The organism is Microbacterium sp. P03, assembly GCF_043556235.1.
Classification (GTDB): domain Bacteria; phylum Actinomycetota; class Actinomycetes; order Actinomycetales; family Microbacteriaceae; genus Microbacterium.
The window spans coordinates 571494-587786 of the sequence record NZ_JBIGIM010000001.1 but is presented as its reverse complement, the minus strand read 5'-3'; the positions used below and the strand labels follow the sequence as shown (position 1 = coordinate 587786).

Annotated in this window: 18 protein-coding genes; 8 read left to right on the top strand and 10 right to left on the bottom strand. The window is 68.9% G+C overall.

What is annotated here, in order from left to right:
* Window positions 1–14 precede the first annotated feature (14 nt).
* Window positions 15–764 carry a phosphoglyceromutase gene (locus ACFXOO_RS02810; RefSeq protein ID WP_378837758.1) on the bottom strand — a complete coding sequence of 250 codons (750 nt, stop codon included), beginning with the start codon at window positions 762–764 and terminating at the stop codon, window positions 15–17.
* 93 nt (window positions 765–857) lie between these two features.
* On the opposite strand from ACFXOO_RS02810, the gene ACFXOO_RS02805 reads away from it, so the two are divergent.
* Entirely contained in the window at window positions 858–1682 is an 825-nt protein-coding gene (locus tag ACFXOO_RS02805; protein ID WP_378851760.1) for a class I SAM-dependent methyltransferase, read from the top strand.
* On the opposite strand, the gene ACFXOO_RS02800 is transcribed toward ACFXOO_RS02805, so the two are convergent.
* The 4 genes from ACFXOO_RS02800 to ACFXOO_RS02785 form a co-directional block, all read right to left on the bottom strand.
* Entirely contained in the window at window positions 1679–2794 is a 1116-nt protein-coding gene (locus ACFXOO_RS02800) for an aromatic acid exporter family protein (protein WP_378851763.1), read from the bottom strand. The genes ACFXOO_RS02805 and ACFXOO_RS02800 overlap by 4 nt on opposite strands.
* Window positions 2791–3900 carry a YgfZ/GcvT domain-containing protein gene (locus ACFXOO_RS02795; RefSeq protein ID WP_378851766.1) on the bottom strand — a complete coding sequence of 370 codons (1110 nt, stop codon included), beginning with the start codon at window positions 3898–3900 and terminating at the stop codon, window positions 2791–2793. The genes ACFXOO_RS02800 and ACFXOO_RS02795 overlap by 4 nt, the downstream gene beginning before the upstream one ends.
* Window positions 3900–4511 (bottom strand): FABP family protein, encoded by a 612-nt coding sequence (locus ACFXOO_RS02790; RefSeq protein WP_378837749.1) that lies wholly within the window; start codon window positions 4509–4511, stop codon window positions 3900–3902. Before ACFXOO_RS02790 ends, ACFXOO_RS02795 begins: the two co-directional genes overlap by 1 nt.
* Before the next feature lie 143 nt (window positions 4512–4654).
* Window positions 4655–4945 (bottom strand): hypothetical protein, encoded by a 291-nt coding sequence (locus ACFXOO_RS02785; protein WP_378837746.1) that lies wholly within the window; start codon window positions 4943–4945, stop codon window positions 4655–4657.
* 148 nt (window positions 4946–5093) lie between these two features.
* On the opposite strand from ACFXOO_RS02785, the gene ACFXOO_RS02780 reads away from it, so the two are divergent.
* From ACFXOO_RS02780 to pstB, 7 genes are all read left to right on the top strand, one after another.
* Complete coding sequence (locus ACFXOO_RS02780; RefSeq protein WP_378837743.1) at window positions 5094–5786, top strand: winged helix-turn-helix domain-containing protein; 693 nt, start codon at window positions 5094–5096, stop codon at window positions 5784–5786.
* 45 nt (window positions 5787–5831) lie between these two features.
* Window positions 5832–8000 carry an RNA degradosome polyphosphate kinase gene (locus ACFXOO_RS02775; RefSeq protein ID WP_394562714.1) on the top strand — a complete coding sequence of 723 codons (2169 nt, stop codon included), beginning with the start codon at window positions 5832–5834 and terminating at the stop codon, window positions 7998–8000.
* Entirely contained in the window at window positions 7997–8935 is a 939-nt protein-coding gene (locus ACFXOO_RS02770) for an NUDIX domain-containing protein (protein ID WP_378837738.1), read from the top strand. Before ACFXOO_RS02775 ends, ACFXOO_RS02770 begins: the two co-directional genes overlap by 4 nt.
* Window positions 8936–9081: 146 nt before the next feature.
* Window positions 9082–10188, top strand: a complete 1107-nt coding sequence (pstS, locus tag ACFXOO_RS02765) for a phosphate ABC transporter substrate-binding protein PstS (protein ID WP_378851772.1) — start codon at window positions 9082–9084, stop codon at window positions 10186–10188.
* A 146-nt stretch (window positions 10189–10334) separates the two neighbouring features.
* Complete coding sequence (pstC, locus tag ACFXOO_RS02760; RefSeq protein WP_378837733.1) at window positions 10335–11300, top strand: phosphate ABC transporter permease subunit PstC; 966 nt, start codon at window positions 10335–10337, stop codon at window positions 11298–11300.
* Window position 11301: 1 nt separating this feature from the next.
* The gene (pstA, locus tag ACFXOO_RS02755) at window positions 11302–12396 is read left to right on the top strand and encodes a phosphate ABC transporter permease PstA (RefSeq protein WP_378837730.1); all 1095 of its coding nucleotides are present in this window, start codon (window positions 11302–11304) and stop codon (window positions 12394–12396) included.
* 23 nt (window positions 12397–12419) lie between these two features.
* Window positions 12420–13199: a phosphate ABC transporter ATP-binding protein PstB gene (gene pstB, locus ACFXOO_RS02750; RefSeq protein ID WP_378837728.1), complete on the top strand. Its 780-nt coding sequence runs from the start codon at window positions 12420–12422 to the stop codon at window positions 13197–13199.
* A 15-nt stretch (window positions 13200–13214) separates the two neighbouring features.
* Here the strand turns inward: pstB and ACFXOO_RS02745 are convergent, their stop codons facing one another.
* The 5 genes from ACFXOO_RS02745 to ACFXOO_RS02725 all read right to left on the bottom strand — a co-directional run bounded on the left by ACFXOO_RS02745 (window position 13215) and on the right by ACFXOO_RS02725 (window position 16276).
* Window positions 13215–13604: a DUF2809 domain-containing protein gene (locus tag ACFXOO_RS02745; RefSeq protein ID WP_394562713.1), complete on the bottom strand. Its 390-nt coding sequence runs from the start codon at window positions 13602–13604 to the stop codon at window positions 13215–13217.
* A complete protein-coding gene (locus ACFXOO_RS02740) occupies window positions 13597–14481 on the bottom strand; it encodes an aminodeoxychorismate lyase (RefSeq protein WP_378851778.1) in 885 nt (294 codons plus the stop codon). The genes ACFXOO_RS02745 and ACFXOO_RS02740 overlap by 8 nt, the downstream gene beginning before the upstream one ends.
* A gap of 203 nt (window positions 14482–14684) precedes the next feature.
* On the bottom strand, window positions 14685–15323 hold the full coding sequence (locus ACFXOO_RS02735) for a DNA-directed RNA polymerase subunit beta (protein ID WP_378837720.1): 639 nt from the start codon (window positions 15321–15323) through the stop codon (window positions 14685–14687).
* A gap of 49 nt (window positions 15324–15372) precedes the next feature.
* A complete protein-coding gene (locus ACFXOO_RS02730; protein WP_378837718.1) occupies window positions 15373–15780 on the bottom strand; it encodes a VOC family protein in 408 nt (135 codons plus the stop codon).
* Between the two features lie 76 nt (window positions 15781–15856).
* A complete protein-coding gene (locus tag ACFXOO_RS02725; protein WP_394562712.1) occupies window positions 15857–16276 on the bottom strand; it encodes a helix-turn-helix transcriptional regulator in 420 nt (139 codons plus the stop codon).
* Window positions 16277–16293: the final 17 nt, after the last annotated feature.

Sequence of the window (16293 nt, the reverse complement as noted above, 5' to 3'; positions counted from 1 at the left end):
TTGTACGGACCGACCTACTTCTTTCCCTGCGACGCGACCGCCGCGGCGCCCGCGGCAGCGGCCTCGGGGTCGAGGTACTCCCCCGGGCCGAGCGGCACGAGGTTGTCGTCGAGCTGATAGACGAGCGGGATGCCCGTGGGGATGTTCACCTCGGCGATGTCGGCGTCGCTGATGCCTTCCAGGTGCTTGACGACCGCGCGGAGCGAGTTGCCGTGCGCCGTGACCAGCACGGTCTTGCCGGCCTTGAGGTCTTCGGTGATGTCGCTCTCCCAGTAGGGCAGCAGGCGGTCGATGACGAGCTTGAGCGACTCGGTGCGCGGGACCTCGCCGTCGATCCCGGCGTAGCGCGGGTCGCCGACCTGGCTGAATTCGCTGTCGTCGTCGAGAGGCGGCGGCGGTACGTCGAACGACCGACGCCACAGCATGAACTGGTCCTGCCCGAACTCGGCGAGCGTCTGCGCCTTGTCCTTGCCCTGCAGAGCGCCGTAGTGGCGCTCGTTGAGCCGCCACGTGCGCTTGACGGGGATCCAGAGCCGGTCAGCGGCGTCCAGCGCGATGTTCGCGGTCTGGATCGCGCGGCTCAGCACGGAGGTGTAGAGCACGTCGGGGTGCAGCCCCGCTTCGGCCAGAAGCTCGCCGCCTCGGCGGGCCTCGGCCTTGCCCTGCTCGGTCAGACGGACGTCCACCCAGCCGGTGAAGAGGTTCAGTTCGTTCCATTCGCTCTGGCCGTGGCGGAGCAGGATCAACGTGTGGGGCGCGGTCATGCCGCCATGATACCGAGGGCGGGTGACCGCCGTCGGCTCGCCTGCCGAGCAGATGCCCAGCGGATGTCGGGGCGCGGCTGACATCATGGCGTCATGGTCGCCCGCCCCTCCGCCGCCGGTCACGTGACCCGCGGGACGACCGGCACGAACCGCCTGCGACGTGTCGATCGGTGGATCGCCCGCCGCCCGGAACTCGTGCGCGCGATCGATCCACTGGTGGTGGATCTCGGATTCGGGGCGAGCGCCGTCACGACGCTCGAGCTGCACGCCCGGCTCGCGCGCGTGCGCCCCGACGTGGAGGTCCGCGGCCTGGAGATCGAGCGTGCGCGGGTCGTGCGGGCCGACGAGCAGCTGGACGCGGTTCGAGCGGGCGGACGACCGTTCTCACCGGACGCGCGGGTCTCGTTCGGATTCGGCGGCTTCGAGGTGCCGATGACCGCGGGGCGTCGGCCGGTCCTGATCCGGGCGATGAACGTGCTCCGTCAGTACGATCCCGCGGAGGTCGCCGATGCCTGGGCGCGGATGGCCGCGCGGCTCAGCCCCGGCGGCCTTCTGGTCGAAGGCACCTGCGACGAGATCGGTCGCGTGTGCACGTGGCTGGCGATCGGGGCCGACGCCTCGCCGCGGACGCTCACGGTCTCTCTCCGACTCGCCGAACTGCAGCATCCGTCCATCGCGGCCGAGCGGCTGCCCAAAGCGCTCATCCACCACAACGTCCCCGGCCGGCGGGTGCACGGCTTCTTCGTCGCCCTCGACCGGGCGTGGGATGCCGCGGCGCCCCTGTCCACCTTCGGCGCGTCGCAGCGCTGGCAGGGGGCCGTGCGAGCTCTGCGTGACGACGGCTGGCCGGTTCTCGAGCCCGGCCGCTGGCGTCTCGGCGAGATCACGGTCGACTGGCGCGCGGTGGCCCCGGACTAGATCCGAGGCACCGCCGCGCGCGCCTGGTCCGCCGGCATGCCCGATGCGGCCAGGAGGTCGACGACCAGGGGGCGCATCGCGGCGATCAGATTGTGGTCGCCGAGCGAACCGTCGGGCATGAGGGTGCGCGGGTCGAGCATCCCCGCGACGACGAGGAGCGCCTCGCGGGCCGCCGGTTCCAGGGAGATGTCCTCGAGCGACGCCTCCAGCAGATCCAGGCCACGGAGCATGTCGCTCAGCAGGTCGGCGGCCACCGGACGCGGCATCCGGTCGTCGCTCTGGTACACGGCGCGGCGCCCCACGACCCGCAGGTTGCGGATCGCGTAATCCATCGACGAGCGGACCCTCTCGTGCCGTTCCAGCTCGGTGCGCTGGCGGCGCAGGAAGGGCGAGATGCGCGCGATCGCGAGACCGGACTCGAGGGACACGCGCCACTCCTCGAACAGGGGCTGGATACCGCGCGCCTTCTCGAGTCCGCGCTCGGCCCGGATCCGGTCACCCCGGCGAAGCGCCTGGATCATGGTCTCGACGGCCGCGTGCACGGCGTCGAAGACCACGCGGGCGTCTCGGAGCTCGGGCGCGCGGGGATTGCGCGGCACGAGCGCGGTCACGAGGAGAGCCGCGACGCCACCCACCAGACCGTCCGCCAGGCGGGTGAAAGGCGCGCCGACCTGTGCAGGCAGGATCAGCACGATCAGCGACTGGATCGCGGCCGCGATCGCGAAAGCGGGCTGCGGGGACAGGAAGCGCGCGATCATGAGGGTGAGTGCGAGAGCGAGGGCGAGCTGCCACCACCCGCTGCCGATGGTGAACAGCAGGAGCTCGGCGACGAGGATGCCCACGAGCATGCCGATGACGGTCTCCAGCACTCGACGGGGCCGGGCATCTCGGACCAGGCCGAGGCTCGAGATGGTCACCGTCGCCGCGATCAGCGGAGTCGCGTGGCCCAGGACGTAGTGGGCGAAGGCGAACGCCGCCGTCGCGGCGACGACGATCTGGATGATCGCGTTCGCCGAGCCGTGCATGCGACGCAGGCCCGGCCGCACGTCGAACCGCGTGCGCCAGCCGGTCGGCACGACCGCGGTGTGCGGGGACGGCGCCCCGTCGCTCATCGTGCCGGAGTGCGACGACCCAGGCGCGGGATGCGCGGGACCGACGCCGTCGCGCCGGCCTCCGGCGGGACGATGACCTCCTGCGCGGCGGCGATCGGCCCGTCCTCGCCGTCGACCACGAGGTCGGCGTCGGTGGGGGTGCTGCGCTTCACCACGGCCAGGGCGATCGGCCCGTCCTCGTAGTGCAGCGCGGCCGAGGTGATGACGCCCACGTCGTCTGCGCCCACGCGGACGGCCGCCCCGCGGATGGGAAGGCGACTGCCGCTGCCGTCGAGCTGCAGCGCCACGATGCGCCTCGGGGGGTGGCCGAGGTTGTGCACCTTCGCCACGGTCTCCTGACCGCGGTAACAGCCCTTGCTCAGGTGCACCGCCGTGCGGAGCCAGTCGTATTCGTGCGGGAGGGCGCGTTCGTCCACTTCGGTGCTCCAGCGCGGGCGCCATGCGGCGACGCGCAGCGCATCGACGGCGATCAGGCCGGCCATCCCGAGCCCGTCCCGGGTCGCGGCATCCACCATCTGCTCGAGGGTCGCCCGCGGCACCAGCAGTTCGGACCAGTCCCGGTCGGAGCCCGGGTGCGGCTCCACGGCTGCGTAGCCGTACCCGCCGGTCGAGATCTGCGGCCAGGGGTCGTGCCAGACCACCCGCGCGGTGTGGTCCCCGCTGTTCCCGACGAAGGCCTCGATCGCCGCGGACGTGCCGCCCACCACCGTGTACTCGTCGCCGGCATCGCGAGGAACCACCCGGAGACGGAACCGCATGCGCGTGAGCCACGTCAAGAGCCCGGCGGCGTCGCCGGCGTCCACGATGAGCCACGTGGTCTCGCCGTCGTCGAGGACGGATGCCGTGTGCTCCACGCGACCCTGGGGGTCGAGCACCAGCAGCTCGGTGCTGACTCCCGGCGCGAGACGGGTAAGCGCCTGCGATGTCAGGGAATCGAGCCACGACAGGCGGTCCTCGCCCGTCACCGCGAGAACTCGCCGGTCTCCGAGGACGGCGACCGACCGGCCGAGGGAGAGCGCGCGCTGCTCGCCGAGCGGATTCCCCAGGTGCTGGAGTCCGGCGTCATCGACGACAGCCCCGGGAAGGCGGGTGAGGAAGTCGTCCATCACTCGGCCTTCGCCAGGCGGGCGGAGGCGTGTGACCCGAGTTCCTGGCCGAGGGCCGCGATGTCCCAGGCCCAGAGGAGATGGTTGTCGACGAGTCCATACAACCGGGACGCGGCGGCGTAGGGCTTCGAGCCCGCGGTGCGCATCACGTAATCGGTCGCGATGTCGATGCGCGGACCGCGCACCTGACCAAGGTAGAGCTCGCTCACCCCGTCGGAGTGCACGAGCAGGGCCTCGATGTCGAAACCGCCCTCGGCGTTGCGCAGCGCTTCGATGTCGTCCACGGTTCGGACGGGCTCGTCCGCGAGGGCGGGCAACAATGCCGGCCCCGCATCTCCCTCGCCGGCGGGGATGGAGAGCCGCCAGTAGCCCATCTCCGACACGAGCGGCGTGCGCGTGCGGTCCTCGCCGTCGCCGTGCAGAAGCCAGGCGCTGGCGGCGTAGTTCAGGAAGGAGCCGCCATCGTGGCTGAAGCTGACACGGTGGGCGAACTCACCCGCATAGTGCGTGTCGGCCACGTCGTAATCGATGACGCCGGTGCCCTCCCAGACCCCGATGAGCCAGGAGAGGGGAACCAGTTCCGCGGGGAGATCGGTCGGCAAATCGAACATGCCGCGGACCGTCAGCGCTGGCCGCGGTAGAGGTTCTTCAGGACGACGCCGGCGATGAAGAAGATCGCGAGAGATGCGAGGACGAGAAGTCCGACGTAGAAGAGTTCCAGCGCGACGAGATCCATGCCACAACCTTATCGCGCTCAGCCGGGAACGATCGCGGCGAGGCCGAACCCCGCGCTGATGACACCCATCACCAGGAGGGCGCCGAGCGCACTCGCGGCCACCCGTTCCGTGAACCCGTGAGAGCGCCCACCGGCGAGCTGGATGACGAAGCCGAGGATCACGCATCCCCCCAGGCCGAGGATGAGCCACGCAGCGCGCCAGTCGGGCGGCACGAAGACTCCGACGGCGAGGGCGGTGACGACCGCGGCGATCCAGACCGCGACGACGCCGCCGAAAGCGGTACGGGGGGTCAGTTCGGGCGTGGCCACGGAGCTATTCTCCTTCATCACGGGCGATTAGCCACCCCCGGTCCGGCACGGAGGACGACACCCGCGGAGGGGAGCGGTCACCCTCTAAACTCGGTCACACCCTAAACTGGGTCGACGGCGCGCCCGATTGCGCTCGAAGGATGATGTCTTGGCACAGCTTCTGGTTCTGAGCTCCACGCACGGAGGCGGCCCCGTCCTGCCCTCGCTCGAGCTGCTCAGCCACCGCGTGCGCCAGATCCCCGCCGAACCGGCGCAGCTCGTGAACGCCCCCAGCGCCGACGTGATCTTCGTCGACGCGCGCATCGACCTGGTCGGAGCGAAGTCGCTCTGCAAGATCCTGAACACGACGGGGCTCGACGCCCCGCTCGTCCTCGTGGTGACCGAGGGCGGCCTGACGGCGGTGTCGACCGACTGGGGAGTGGACGACGTCATCCTCGTGACCGCCGGGCCCGCCGAAGTGGACGCCCGCGTGCGTCTGGCGATCGGACGGATGACGAAGGAGCAGGTCTCGACCCGTATCCAGACCTCGGGCATCACGATCGATGAGTCCTCCTACTCGGCGAAGGTGCACGGCAAGCCCCTCGATCTCACCTACAAGGAGTTCCAGCTGCTGCATTTCTTCGCCACGCATCCCTCCCGCGTGTTCACCCGGGAGCAGCTGCTGAGCGAGGTCTGGGGCTACGACTACTTCGGCGGGACGCGGACCGTGGACGTGCATGTGCGTCGCCTGCGGGCCAAACTCGGCGACCTCGAGCAGCTCATCGGCACCGTTCGCAACGTGGGCTACCGGTTCAACGTGTACGAGGACGACCAGCTGCCCACTGCGGGTTCGCGCTCCTGACGATCGCGTACACGCACGGACACGTCACCCTGCAATGATGAGGGGATGATCGAACAGGACGTGCTCGACGCCGGATTCGGCGATGCGGACGACGACGACTTCGATGCCGCCGTCGAGGTCTTCGACTCGCAACTCCCCGAGAACCGCTACCTCGATCGCGAAGTCGCGTGGCTCTCGTTCAACCAGCGCGTCTTGGAACTGGCCGAAGATCCCCGGCTTCCCGTGCTGGAACGCGCGAACTTCCTGGCGATCTTCGCCAGCAACCTCGACGAGTTCTTCATGGTGCGCGTCGCGGGCCTGAAACGTCGCATCGTCACCGGCCTCGCCGTGCCCACGAACGTCGGGCGCGCGCCCCAGGACGTGCTCACCGACATCTCGGGCGAGGCTCATCGCCTGCAGGAACGGCATGCCGATGTCTGGACCCGGATGGTACGGCCCGATCTTGCGGGCTCCGGTATCGAAGTGATGTCGTGGGATGCTCTGTCCGAGGACGAGCAGACGCGGTTGACCGACTACTTCCAGGCTCAGGTGTTCCCCGTGCTGATGCCGCTCGCGGTCGACCCCGCGCATCCGTTCCCGTACATCTCCGGACTCTCGCTGAATCTCGCGATCCGCATCCGCAACGCCAAGACGGGCCGGCAGGAGTTCGCGCGTCTCAAGGTTCCGCCGATGCTCCCCCGCCTCGTCGAGGTTCCGCGCGACGGCAAGACCGTGCGCTTCCTCCCGCTGGAGGACCTCATCTCGAATCACCTGGGCGACCTGTTCCCGGGGATGGAGATCCTCGATCACCACGCCTTCCGACTGACCCGCAACGAAGACGTCGTGATCGAGGAGGACGAGACCGAGAACCTCATCCAGGCCCTCGAGGCGGAGCTGCTGCGGCGCCGCTTCGGACCCCCCATCCGCCTCGAGGTGACCGAGGACATGGACGACGTCACGCTCAGTCTGCTCATCAACGAGCTGACGATCACCGAGCAGGAGGTGTACCGGCTCCCCGGCCCGCTCGATCTCCGCGGGCTGTTCGAGCTCGGACGCATCGACCGTCCCGACCTGAAGTACCCGCCGCACGTCCCGACCACGGCGGTGGCGTTCCAGCCCGCCGAGCAGAACGGCCGCGCCGACATCTTCAAGGCCATCCGTGCCGGCGACGTTCTCGTGCACCACCCGTACGAGTCCTTCGCGACGAGCGTCCAGGCCTTCCTCGAGCAGGCCGCGAAAGACCCGCACGTCCTCGCCATCAAGCAGACGCTCTACCGGACGTCGGGAGACAGCCCCATCGTCCAGGCGCTGATCGACGCCGCCGAGGCCGGCAAGCAGGTGCTGGCGCTGGTCGAGGTCAAGGCCCGCTTCGACGAGGCTGCGAACATCGTCTGGGCGCGCAAGCTCGAGAAGGCCGGCGTGCACGTGGTCTACGGGCTCGTCGGATTGAAGACGCACTGCAAGCTCGCGCTCGTCATCCGCGAGGAGAACGGCGTGCTGCGCCACTACAGCCACATCGGAACGGGCAACTACAACCCGAAGACGAGCCGCATCTACGAGGACTTCGGGCTGTTCACCACCGACGGCCAGGTGGGCAAGGACCTGACCCGACTGTTCAACGAGCTCAGTGGCTACGCCATCGAGAAGAAGTTCAAGCGCCTCCTGGTCGCGCCGCTGCATCTGCGCAAAGGTCTGCTCCGGCAGATCGACAAGGAGCGCAAGCATGCGCTCGAGGGCAAGCCCGCCCACATCCGCATCAAGGTCAACTCGATGGTCGACGAGGAGATCATCGACGCCCTGTACCGGGCGAGCCAGGCAGGCGTCCGGGTGGACGTCTGGGTGCGCGGCATCTGCTCGCTGAAGCCCGGCGTCGAGGGGATGAGCGAGAACATCACCGTCCGCAGCATCCTGGGTCGCTATCTGGAGCACTCGCGCATCTTCGCCTTCGACAACGACGGCGATCCGCAGATCTTCATCGGCAGCGCCGACATGATGCACCGCAACCTCGACCGGCGCGTGGAGGCGCTCGTGCGGGTGATCGCGCCCGCGCACATCAAGGAGCTGACCGACCTGTTCGAGCTGGCGATGGCCGACACGACCAGCTCCTGGTGGCTGGGCACCGACGGTGAATGGACGCGCCACAGCGTGGGGGACGACGGCAAGCCGCTCGTCGACATCCAGGACCGCACCATGGCGAGCGTGCAACGGCGTCGTCGCACGCGGGCGGCGCGATGACCGACACCGCCGTGTACGCGGCGGGCGGCGTCCTGTGGCGGGTCGTCGAGGGCAAGCTGATGATCCTGGTGATCCACCGCACCGCCTACGTGGACGTCACGCTCCCCAAAGGCAAGGTCGATCCGGGAGAGACGCTCGCAGAGACCGCCGTCCGCGAGATCTTCGAAGAGACGGGCATCCGTGTCCGTCTGGGCATCCCCGTCGGCGTCTCGCGCTACCGCATGCCCAGCAAGCGGCAGAAGATCGTGCACTACTGGGCGGCCGAAGTCACCGAGGACGCCATCCGCGCGTCGGTGTTCAAGCCCAATCGCGAGATCGCCGCCCTGGAATGGGTCAGCCCGAAGAAGGCACTCGCCTACCTGAGCTACCCCGTCGACGTCGAGATCCTCGAGAACTTCCTGCGCTTCGTGGACGACCGCGTGCTCGCCACCTTCCCGATCATCGTGCTGCGCCACACGAAAGCGCGCGCGCGGGAGGACTGGAAGGGCACGGATGCCGCGCGCCCGCTGACGGATCGAGGTGCGAAGCAGGCCAAGGCGATCGTCGGCCCGCTGGCCGCCTTCGGCGTACGCAAGATCATCTCGAGCGACGCGGTCCGCTGCATCGCGACCGTCACGCCGCTCGCCGCCCACCTGGGCAGGAAGGTCCACCGCTCGCCTCTGGTCAGCCAGGACCTGTGGGAGGAGGGGCGGGCGGATGCGCGCACCGTCATCGGCAAACGCGTGCGTTCGGGGAAGGCCGCCGTCATCTGCACGCACGGCCCCGTCCTGCCCGACCTGCTCGCCGAGCTCGCGCTGGCGACGGGCACCCTGCGCGGGTCCTACCTGGGCAGCGCATCCGCGCTGGAGCTCGGCGCCTTCTCGGTGGTGCACCTCTCCGCGTCGAACCCGGGGTCGGGCATCGTCGCGATCGAGACGCACGAACCCCAGGTCTGACGCGAGAGTCCGTCTGCCGGCCGCCCCGTCTGACCGTGCAGCGTTCACCTGCCGTTCACCTTCCCAGCCCGATCGCTTAAGAGTCTTTCCGTACGTTTCAGGACGAGCCCTGCACCGGGCTTTTCCCGACATGTGAAGGATTCACAGTGAAGATCTCTCGCTTCGCCCAGCTGGGCGCAGTCGCGGCCGTTGCGGCCCTCGCTCTTGCAGGTTGCGCATCCAACGAGGGCGGCGGCGCCGCCGCTCCCTCCTCCGACAGCTCCGCCGTTACCGGACTCTCCGGGACGTTGAACGGCTCGGGCGCCACCTCGCAGCAGGTCGCGGTCCAGTCGTGGACCTCCGCCTTCCAGACGTCGAACCCCGACGTGACGGTCAACTACGACCCGCAGGGCTCGGGCACCGGCCGCGAGTCGTTCCAGTCCGGCGCCGTCCAGTTCGCCGGTTCCGACCGCGCATTCAAGACCGACGAGATCACCGCCGGTCCGTTCGAGGCTTGTGCCGCCGATTCCGACCTCGTCGAGATCCCCGCCTACGTCTCCCCGATCGCGATCGTCTTCAACATCGACGGCGTCGAGACCCTCGACCTCGACGCGGCCACGATCGCCGGCATCTTCGCCGGCACGATCACGACGTGGAACGACCCGGCCATCGCGGCGACCAACTCGGGCGTCACCCTGCCGTCCTCGGCGATCACGCCCGTGCACCGCTCCGACAAGTCGGGCACGACGCAGAACTTCACCGATTACCTCTCCGCCAACGCCGCCGACGTGTGGACGGCCGGAGCTGTCGAGGAATGGCCCATCCAGGGTGGCGAAGCCGCTCAGGGCACGTCCGGGGTCGCGAACGCGGTCAAGGGCGGCCAGGGCACGATCGGCTACATCGACTCCTCGCAGGCCGAGGGCTTCTCGTCGGTGAACGTCAAGGTGGGCGAGGACTTCGTCGGCCACTCCGCCGAGGGCGCAGCCATCGCGGTGGACGCGTCGCCGTTCGAAGAGGGCCGTGCAGCCACCGACCTGGCGATCAAGATCGACCGCACCACGACCGAGGCCGGTGCCTACCCGGTGGTCCTGGTCAGCTACCTCATCGGCTGCGCCACCTACGGCGACGCCGCTGCAGCCGAGCTCGTCAAGGGCTTCATGACCACGGCGATCAGCGAGGCCGGCCAGGAAGCATCGGCGACGAACGCCGGCAGCGCCCCGATCTCGGACACGCTCCGCGAGAAGGCCGTCACCGCAGTGGACGCGATCAAGTAACCACCCCGCCGGCCCCGAGGGGAGAAGGCCCCCCTCACCCCTGGTTACCCAAAAGAAAACGACACCACCCCCGCAGCGGCCGAGGGGCCCCCCCCCCCCCCCCCCTTGTCCCCGCACCCCGCTACGGAACCGAGGGACACCCGAATATGACATCGACCACCGCGCCACCCGAGCCGCGGGTTCCCGAGGTCAAGCCCAAGCCGAAGCAGCGCCCCGGAGACCTCTGGTTCTCGGGCACCGCTCTCTTCGCCGGCTCGATGATCCTCGCGACCCTGGCTGCGGTCGCGTTCTTCCTGGTCATCCAGTCCATCCCCGCACTCGGCGCCGACAGCGCCCAGGCGTCACTGCTGTCCGACAACTTCTGGGGCTACGTCGGTCCGCTTCTGTTCGGCACCATCTGGGCGGCACTGCTCGCCCTGATCATGGCTGTGCCCCTGTCCCTCGGCGTGGCCCTGTTCATCACGCACTACGCCCCGCGGCGCATCGCGCAGGGCCTCGGCTACATCGTCGATCTGCTGGCAGCCGTCCCGTCGGTCGTCTTCGGCCTCTGGGGCATCCTCGTGCTGGCGCCCGCCGTGCAGCCCGTCTACAACTGGCTCAACCAGAACGCGGGCTGGTTCCCGCTGTTCTCGGGAGACATCTCCGCAACGGGGCGCACCATCTTCACCGCGTCCATCGTGCTCGCCGTGATGGTCGTGCCCATCATCACCGCGATCTGCCGCGAGATCTTCCTGCAGACCCCCAAGCTCCACGAAGAAGCGGCGCTCGCCCTCGGCGCCACCCGCTGGGAGATGATCCGCATCGCGGTCCTCCCGTTCGGTCGCTCGGGAATCGTGTCGGCATCCATGCTGGGCCTCGGCCGCGCGCTCGGTGAGACGATGGCCGTCGCCATGGTCCTCTCGGCGACCGGCACGGTGACCTTCCAGCTCTTCACCTCGACCAACCCGTCGACGATCGCGGCGAACATCGCGCTCACCTTCCCCGAGGCATACGGCGTCAACATCAACGTGCTGATCGCCACGGGGCTCATCCTGTTCGTCGTCACTTTCGCGGTCAACGCGATCGCGCGGTTCATCGTGAACCGTCGCAAGGAATTCTCGGGAGCGAACTGACATGACCATCACTGCTCCCCCCGACGTGCGCGTCGATCGCCCGGTCGAGAACCTGCGCAGCGGACAGCTGGCCCGTTGGGTGCCGTGGACGCTCCTCGGCGCGGCCCTGGTCGCCATGCTCGGCGTGTTCCTCGTCATCGCGGGTGCCGGCGGCGGCGAACTGAACATCCCCGGCTGGATCATCACCGGCGCGCTGCTCTACCTCGTCACCATCTACATCACGTCCTCGATCGTCGAGGGGTCGCGCAAAGCGACCGACCGACTGATCACGGGCATCGTCACCGGTGCGTTCCTCATCGCGATGGTGCCGCTCGTCTCGGTCGCCTACACCGTGATCTCCAACGGTGTCGCCCGGTTCGATCCGCTCTTCTTCACTTCGTCGATGCGCAACGTCGTCGGCGACGGCGGCGGTGCACTGCACGCGATCATCGGCACGGTCCTGATCACCGGTGCGGCCGCGATCATCTCCATCCCGATCGGGCTGATGACGTCTGTGTACCTCGTCGAGTACGGCGCGGGCAAGCGCCTGGCGCGCGCGATCACCTTCTTCGTGGACGTCATGACGGGTATCCCCTCGATCGTCGCCGGCCTGTTCGCGTACGCCCTCTTCGCGATCTTCCTCGGCCCGGGGGTGCGCCTGGGCATCATGGGAGCCATCGCGCTGGCGGTGCTCATGATCCCCGTGGTGGTGCGCTCGAGCGAAGAGATGCTTCGCCTCGTGCCCAACGAGCTGCGGGAGGCCGCGTTCGCCCTGGGTGTGCCGAAGTGGCTCACGATCCTGAAGGTCGTCCTGCCGACGGCCCTTGCGGGCATCACGACCGGTGTCATGCTGTCGATCTCCCGCGTCATCGGCGAGACCGCGCCGCTGCTGATCACGGCCGGGTTCACCGACTCCATGAACTACAACCTCTTCGACGGCCGCATGCAGACGCTGCCCGTCTACACCTACACGCAGTACGCCAACCAGGGCATTCCCCCCGAGCTCTACACCGACCGCGCGTGGGCGGCCGCGTTGACGCTGATCGTCATCGTGATGGTCCTCAACCTCGTCGCGCGGCTCATCGCCAAGGTGTTCTCGCCCAAGACCGGTCGCTGACGCGATCCCGAAGGAATCAATTCATGTCGAAAAGCATCGAAGTCAACGATCTCAACGTCTACTACAGCGAGTTCCTCGCGGTGGAGGGTGTCTCGCTCTCCATCGAGCCGCGCAGCGTGACGGCCTTCATCGGCCCGTCGGGTTGCGGCAAGTCCACCTTCCTCCGCACCCTCAACCGCATGCACGAGGTCATCCCCGGCGCCCGCGTCGAGGGGGAGGTCCTGCTCGACGGCGACGACCTCTACGGCCACGGGGTCGACCCGGTGGCCGTCCGCCGCCAGGTGGGCATGGTGTTCCAGCGCCCCAACCCGTTCCCGACGATGTCGATCAAGGAGAACGTCCTGGCCGGGGTGAAACTCAACAACAAGCGCATCTCGAAGTCGGATGCGGACGCCCTCGTCGAGCGCTCACTGCAGGGTGCGAACCTCTGGAACGAGGTCAAGGACCGTCTCGACAAGCCGGGTTCAGGCCTCTCGGGCGGGCAGCAGCAGCGTCTGTGCATCGCCCGCGCGATCGCGGTCTCGCCGCAGGTGCTCCTGATGGACGAGCCCTGCTCGGCGCTCGACCCGATCTCGACCTACGCGATCGAGGAGCTGATCGAGGAGCTCAAGCAGGACTACACGATCGTCATCGTGACGCACAACATGCAGCAGGCATCGCGTGTGAGCGACAAGACGGCCTTCTTCAACATCGCGGGCACCGGCAAGCCGGGGAAGCTCATCGAGTACAACGACACCACCTCGATCTTCACCACCCCCGCCGTCCAGGCGACGGAGGATTATGTCTCGGGCCGCTTCGGCTGATCCCGCAGAACTCCTTCAGGAGCGGATGCCGCGAGCCGCGGCATCCGCTCCTGTCATGAGGGCGACCGTCACGACGTAGACGAGCAGGTCGCGCGCGTCGAAGACCGTGCCGAGGACGAGCACGGCCGGAGGGATCAGCCCGCCCACCTGCAGCGGCACGCCCGTCAGCTGGAACAGTTCCACGGCCATGCACCACCCGAGCGCGATCGCCCCCGCGATCCACGGACGCACACGTGGAGCGATGAAGACGACGGCCAGGAACGCCACTATGGCGTAGAGCGCGTCGCCGGCGATGTCGCTGACCGCCGAGTCCGGCAGCCAGAGGTGCACGGCGAGGCCCGCACCCACGACCAGGACAGCGAGGGCGGCCACCCGCACCCGAGAACGGGCATCCGGTTCACTCACGCGGCGACAGCAGATACGCGTTGAGTCTGTCCGTGAAGCCGTGGTCCACGGCGAGCGGAGTCCCGTCGATCGCCGTGATCGGCGCCGCCAGCCGGACGCTCGAGACCAACCACGCGGCATCGGCTCGAGGGAGCGCCGAGGCGGGCACCTCCCGGTAGGCCGTCGCACTCCCCTGCTCCTCGAGCCAGGCGAAGACGCTGAGTTGGGTCGTGCCGTGCAGGATCGATCCGCGCGGGGCCGGGGTGACATAGGTCTCGCCGACGCGCAAGATGACAGAGGCGGTGGGGGCCTCCAGGACGATCCCGTCGGACGATACGAAGATCGCGTCGTCGGCTCCGCGCCGGTGGGCCTCGCGGAGGGCCGCCATGTTGACCGCGTACGACAGGGTCTTCGCGCCGAGCAGCAGCCAGGGCGCGCGCCCCGCGGCTCCGCTGTCGATTCCGCGATCGAGGGTGACGACCCGGATGCCTTCGGCACGTACGCGCGCGAAATCCGCGGCGGAAGAGACGGTCGCCCACGCGGTCGGCCCGTGGCCGTCGTCCCGTCCGCGGCTGAGGATCAGTTTGACGACCGCCTCTCCCCCTCCGGCGTGCGCGACGACCTCGCTGATTGCGGCACGCCACTGGCCGAGATGCGGCTCTGCAAGATCGCTCAGGAGAGCGGAGTGAGCGAGACGCTCCAGGTGCGCCTCGACCTCCTGCGGGTGGCCGTCGGCGACTCCGATCGATTCGAAGACGCCGTCGCCGCGCTGGGCGCTCAGCTCCGAGAGCCCGAGTGCGGGTTCCCCCGGATCCACTCGGGTGAAGGTGTCGCGGAAATCCGTACGAGGATCATCGGATGCCGCGGGGTCGAGCAGGACGGCGAAACGCAAAGCCATGAGGCCGAGCTTACGGCGCGGATTCCGCGGCCGGGGAATGCCTCACGGCGGGGCTCGGTTACACTTGATCAGCCGGGCCGCAGTAACCCCGGGCTCCATCTTCTGCCGCTATGAGCGGCTCTGCGCCGTGAGGCGTTCTGCGGCCCGGCACTTCTCGTGCAGGCCCTCCACAGTGACGCTTCGTCGCGGAGGGACGTGGATCTTCAGGTGAGCGCGTCGCGCCGCCAGAGGTTGGCGGATGCCGTCAGGTCTGCGGCGTAGGTCGCGAGCCGCAGGGCGCGCGTCGTGAGTGCCGACGCACGCTCGGACTCGGTGGCGTCGTAGTCGTCGGCGAGATGCGTCGCACCGGACGCCTGCACCCGGCTGAACGCCGCAGCGCGATCGAGGGCGACCGCGAAGTCGCCCTGGAAGAGTCCGCGAAGGATCATGTCGATCAGAGCAACGAGTTCGTCGGGCCCGGCCGGGGTCGGTGCCCCCGCCACGACGGGGTCGACCGAGTCCAGCTCGTGCTGCCCGCGCTCGTACAGCAGCGCTGCCGTCTGAGGATCGTCGTGGATCATGAGTTGCAGCAGATACAGCCGCCAGAGCGCACCCGGCAGACTTCTGGCGGGCGATCGTGACCACAGCTCGGCGATGTCATCGATCCCGTGCTGGTCGGTGAAGGTGACGAGTCGCTCGACCACCCCGCTCTCCGGCTGCTCGCGCACGCGCGCGAGCAGCGCCTGAGCGGTGCTGTGCGCCACCCGAGAGACTTCGGCCGGGTCCTCTGCGGCGAAGAGACGGTCGAAGAGCTCTGCCGGGCGCCGTACCGGCTTGTGGAACTCCCGGGAGTCATCACTCATGCCTTCCAGGCTAGTCGGGCGGCGCGCGGGGGGTCCGCCGCGCGGCCGATCAGACCGTCTGGTTGACGCGGATCGTGTTGCCGGCAGGATCACGGAAAGCGCAATCGCGCGGACCCCAGTCCTGGTCGATGGGCTCCTGGAGAACTTCGGCTCCGGTGGCCCGGACGCGTTCGAACAGCGCGTCGACGTCGTCGGTGCTGAAGACGATCAGACCGAGCACGCCTTTCGCCAGCAGTCGATGAACGGCCTCGCCGTCCTCCGGCGAGCGACCGGCCCCGGGTGCGGACAGCACCACCTCAGGTGCGGGCAGGCCGGGGAAGCCGAGCGTCACCCAGCGGAAATCTCCCGCACCGACGTCGGTGCGCTCCTCCAGTCCGAGAGCGTCCCGGTAGAAGACGATGGCGGCGTCGACGTCGTCGACCGTGATCGGGCAGTAACGCAGAGCGATGGTGGTCATGCTCCCACGGTAGGGCCGACGACGTTCGGATGCTTCTCCGATCCTGCTCGATGCCTTCGCCCGTCGCGCCGCCCCGTCAGCCGAACCGGGTGGGCCGTCCGAGCACGCGCGAGATGCACGACGGCATCGCCTCCGCCGCATCGTGGGAGCGCGCGCGATACGCACTCGGCGTCTCTCCGGCGAGCTGCGTGAACGTCGAGCTGAAGGATCCCAGAGATGTCGCGCCGACGGCGGTACAGGCATCCGTGACGGTCGACCCGGCCCGCAGGAGAGCCATCGCCCGCTCGATGCGCCGGGTCATGAGATAGGCGTACGGCGTCTCGCCGTACGCCAGACGGAACTCGCGGGAGAAATGCGCAGGCGACATCAGAGCCCTCCGCGCCATGGTCGGCACGTCGAGCGGTTGCGCATACTCCCGATCGATCAGGTCGCGTGCCCGCCGCAGATGGGCGAGCGTCGCGGGCGACTGCCCCACTGCCGGAAGGTCGGATGCCACGGCCTCACGTTAGCGCG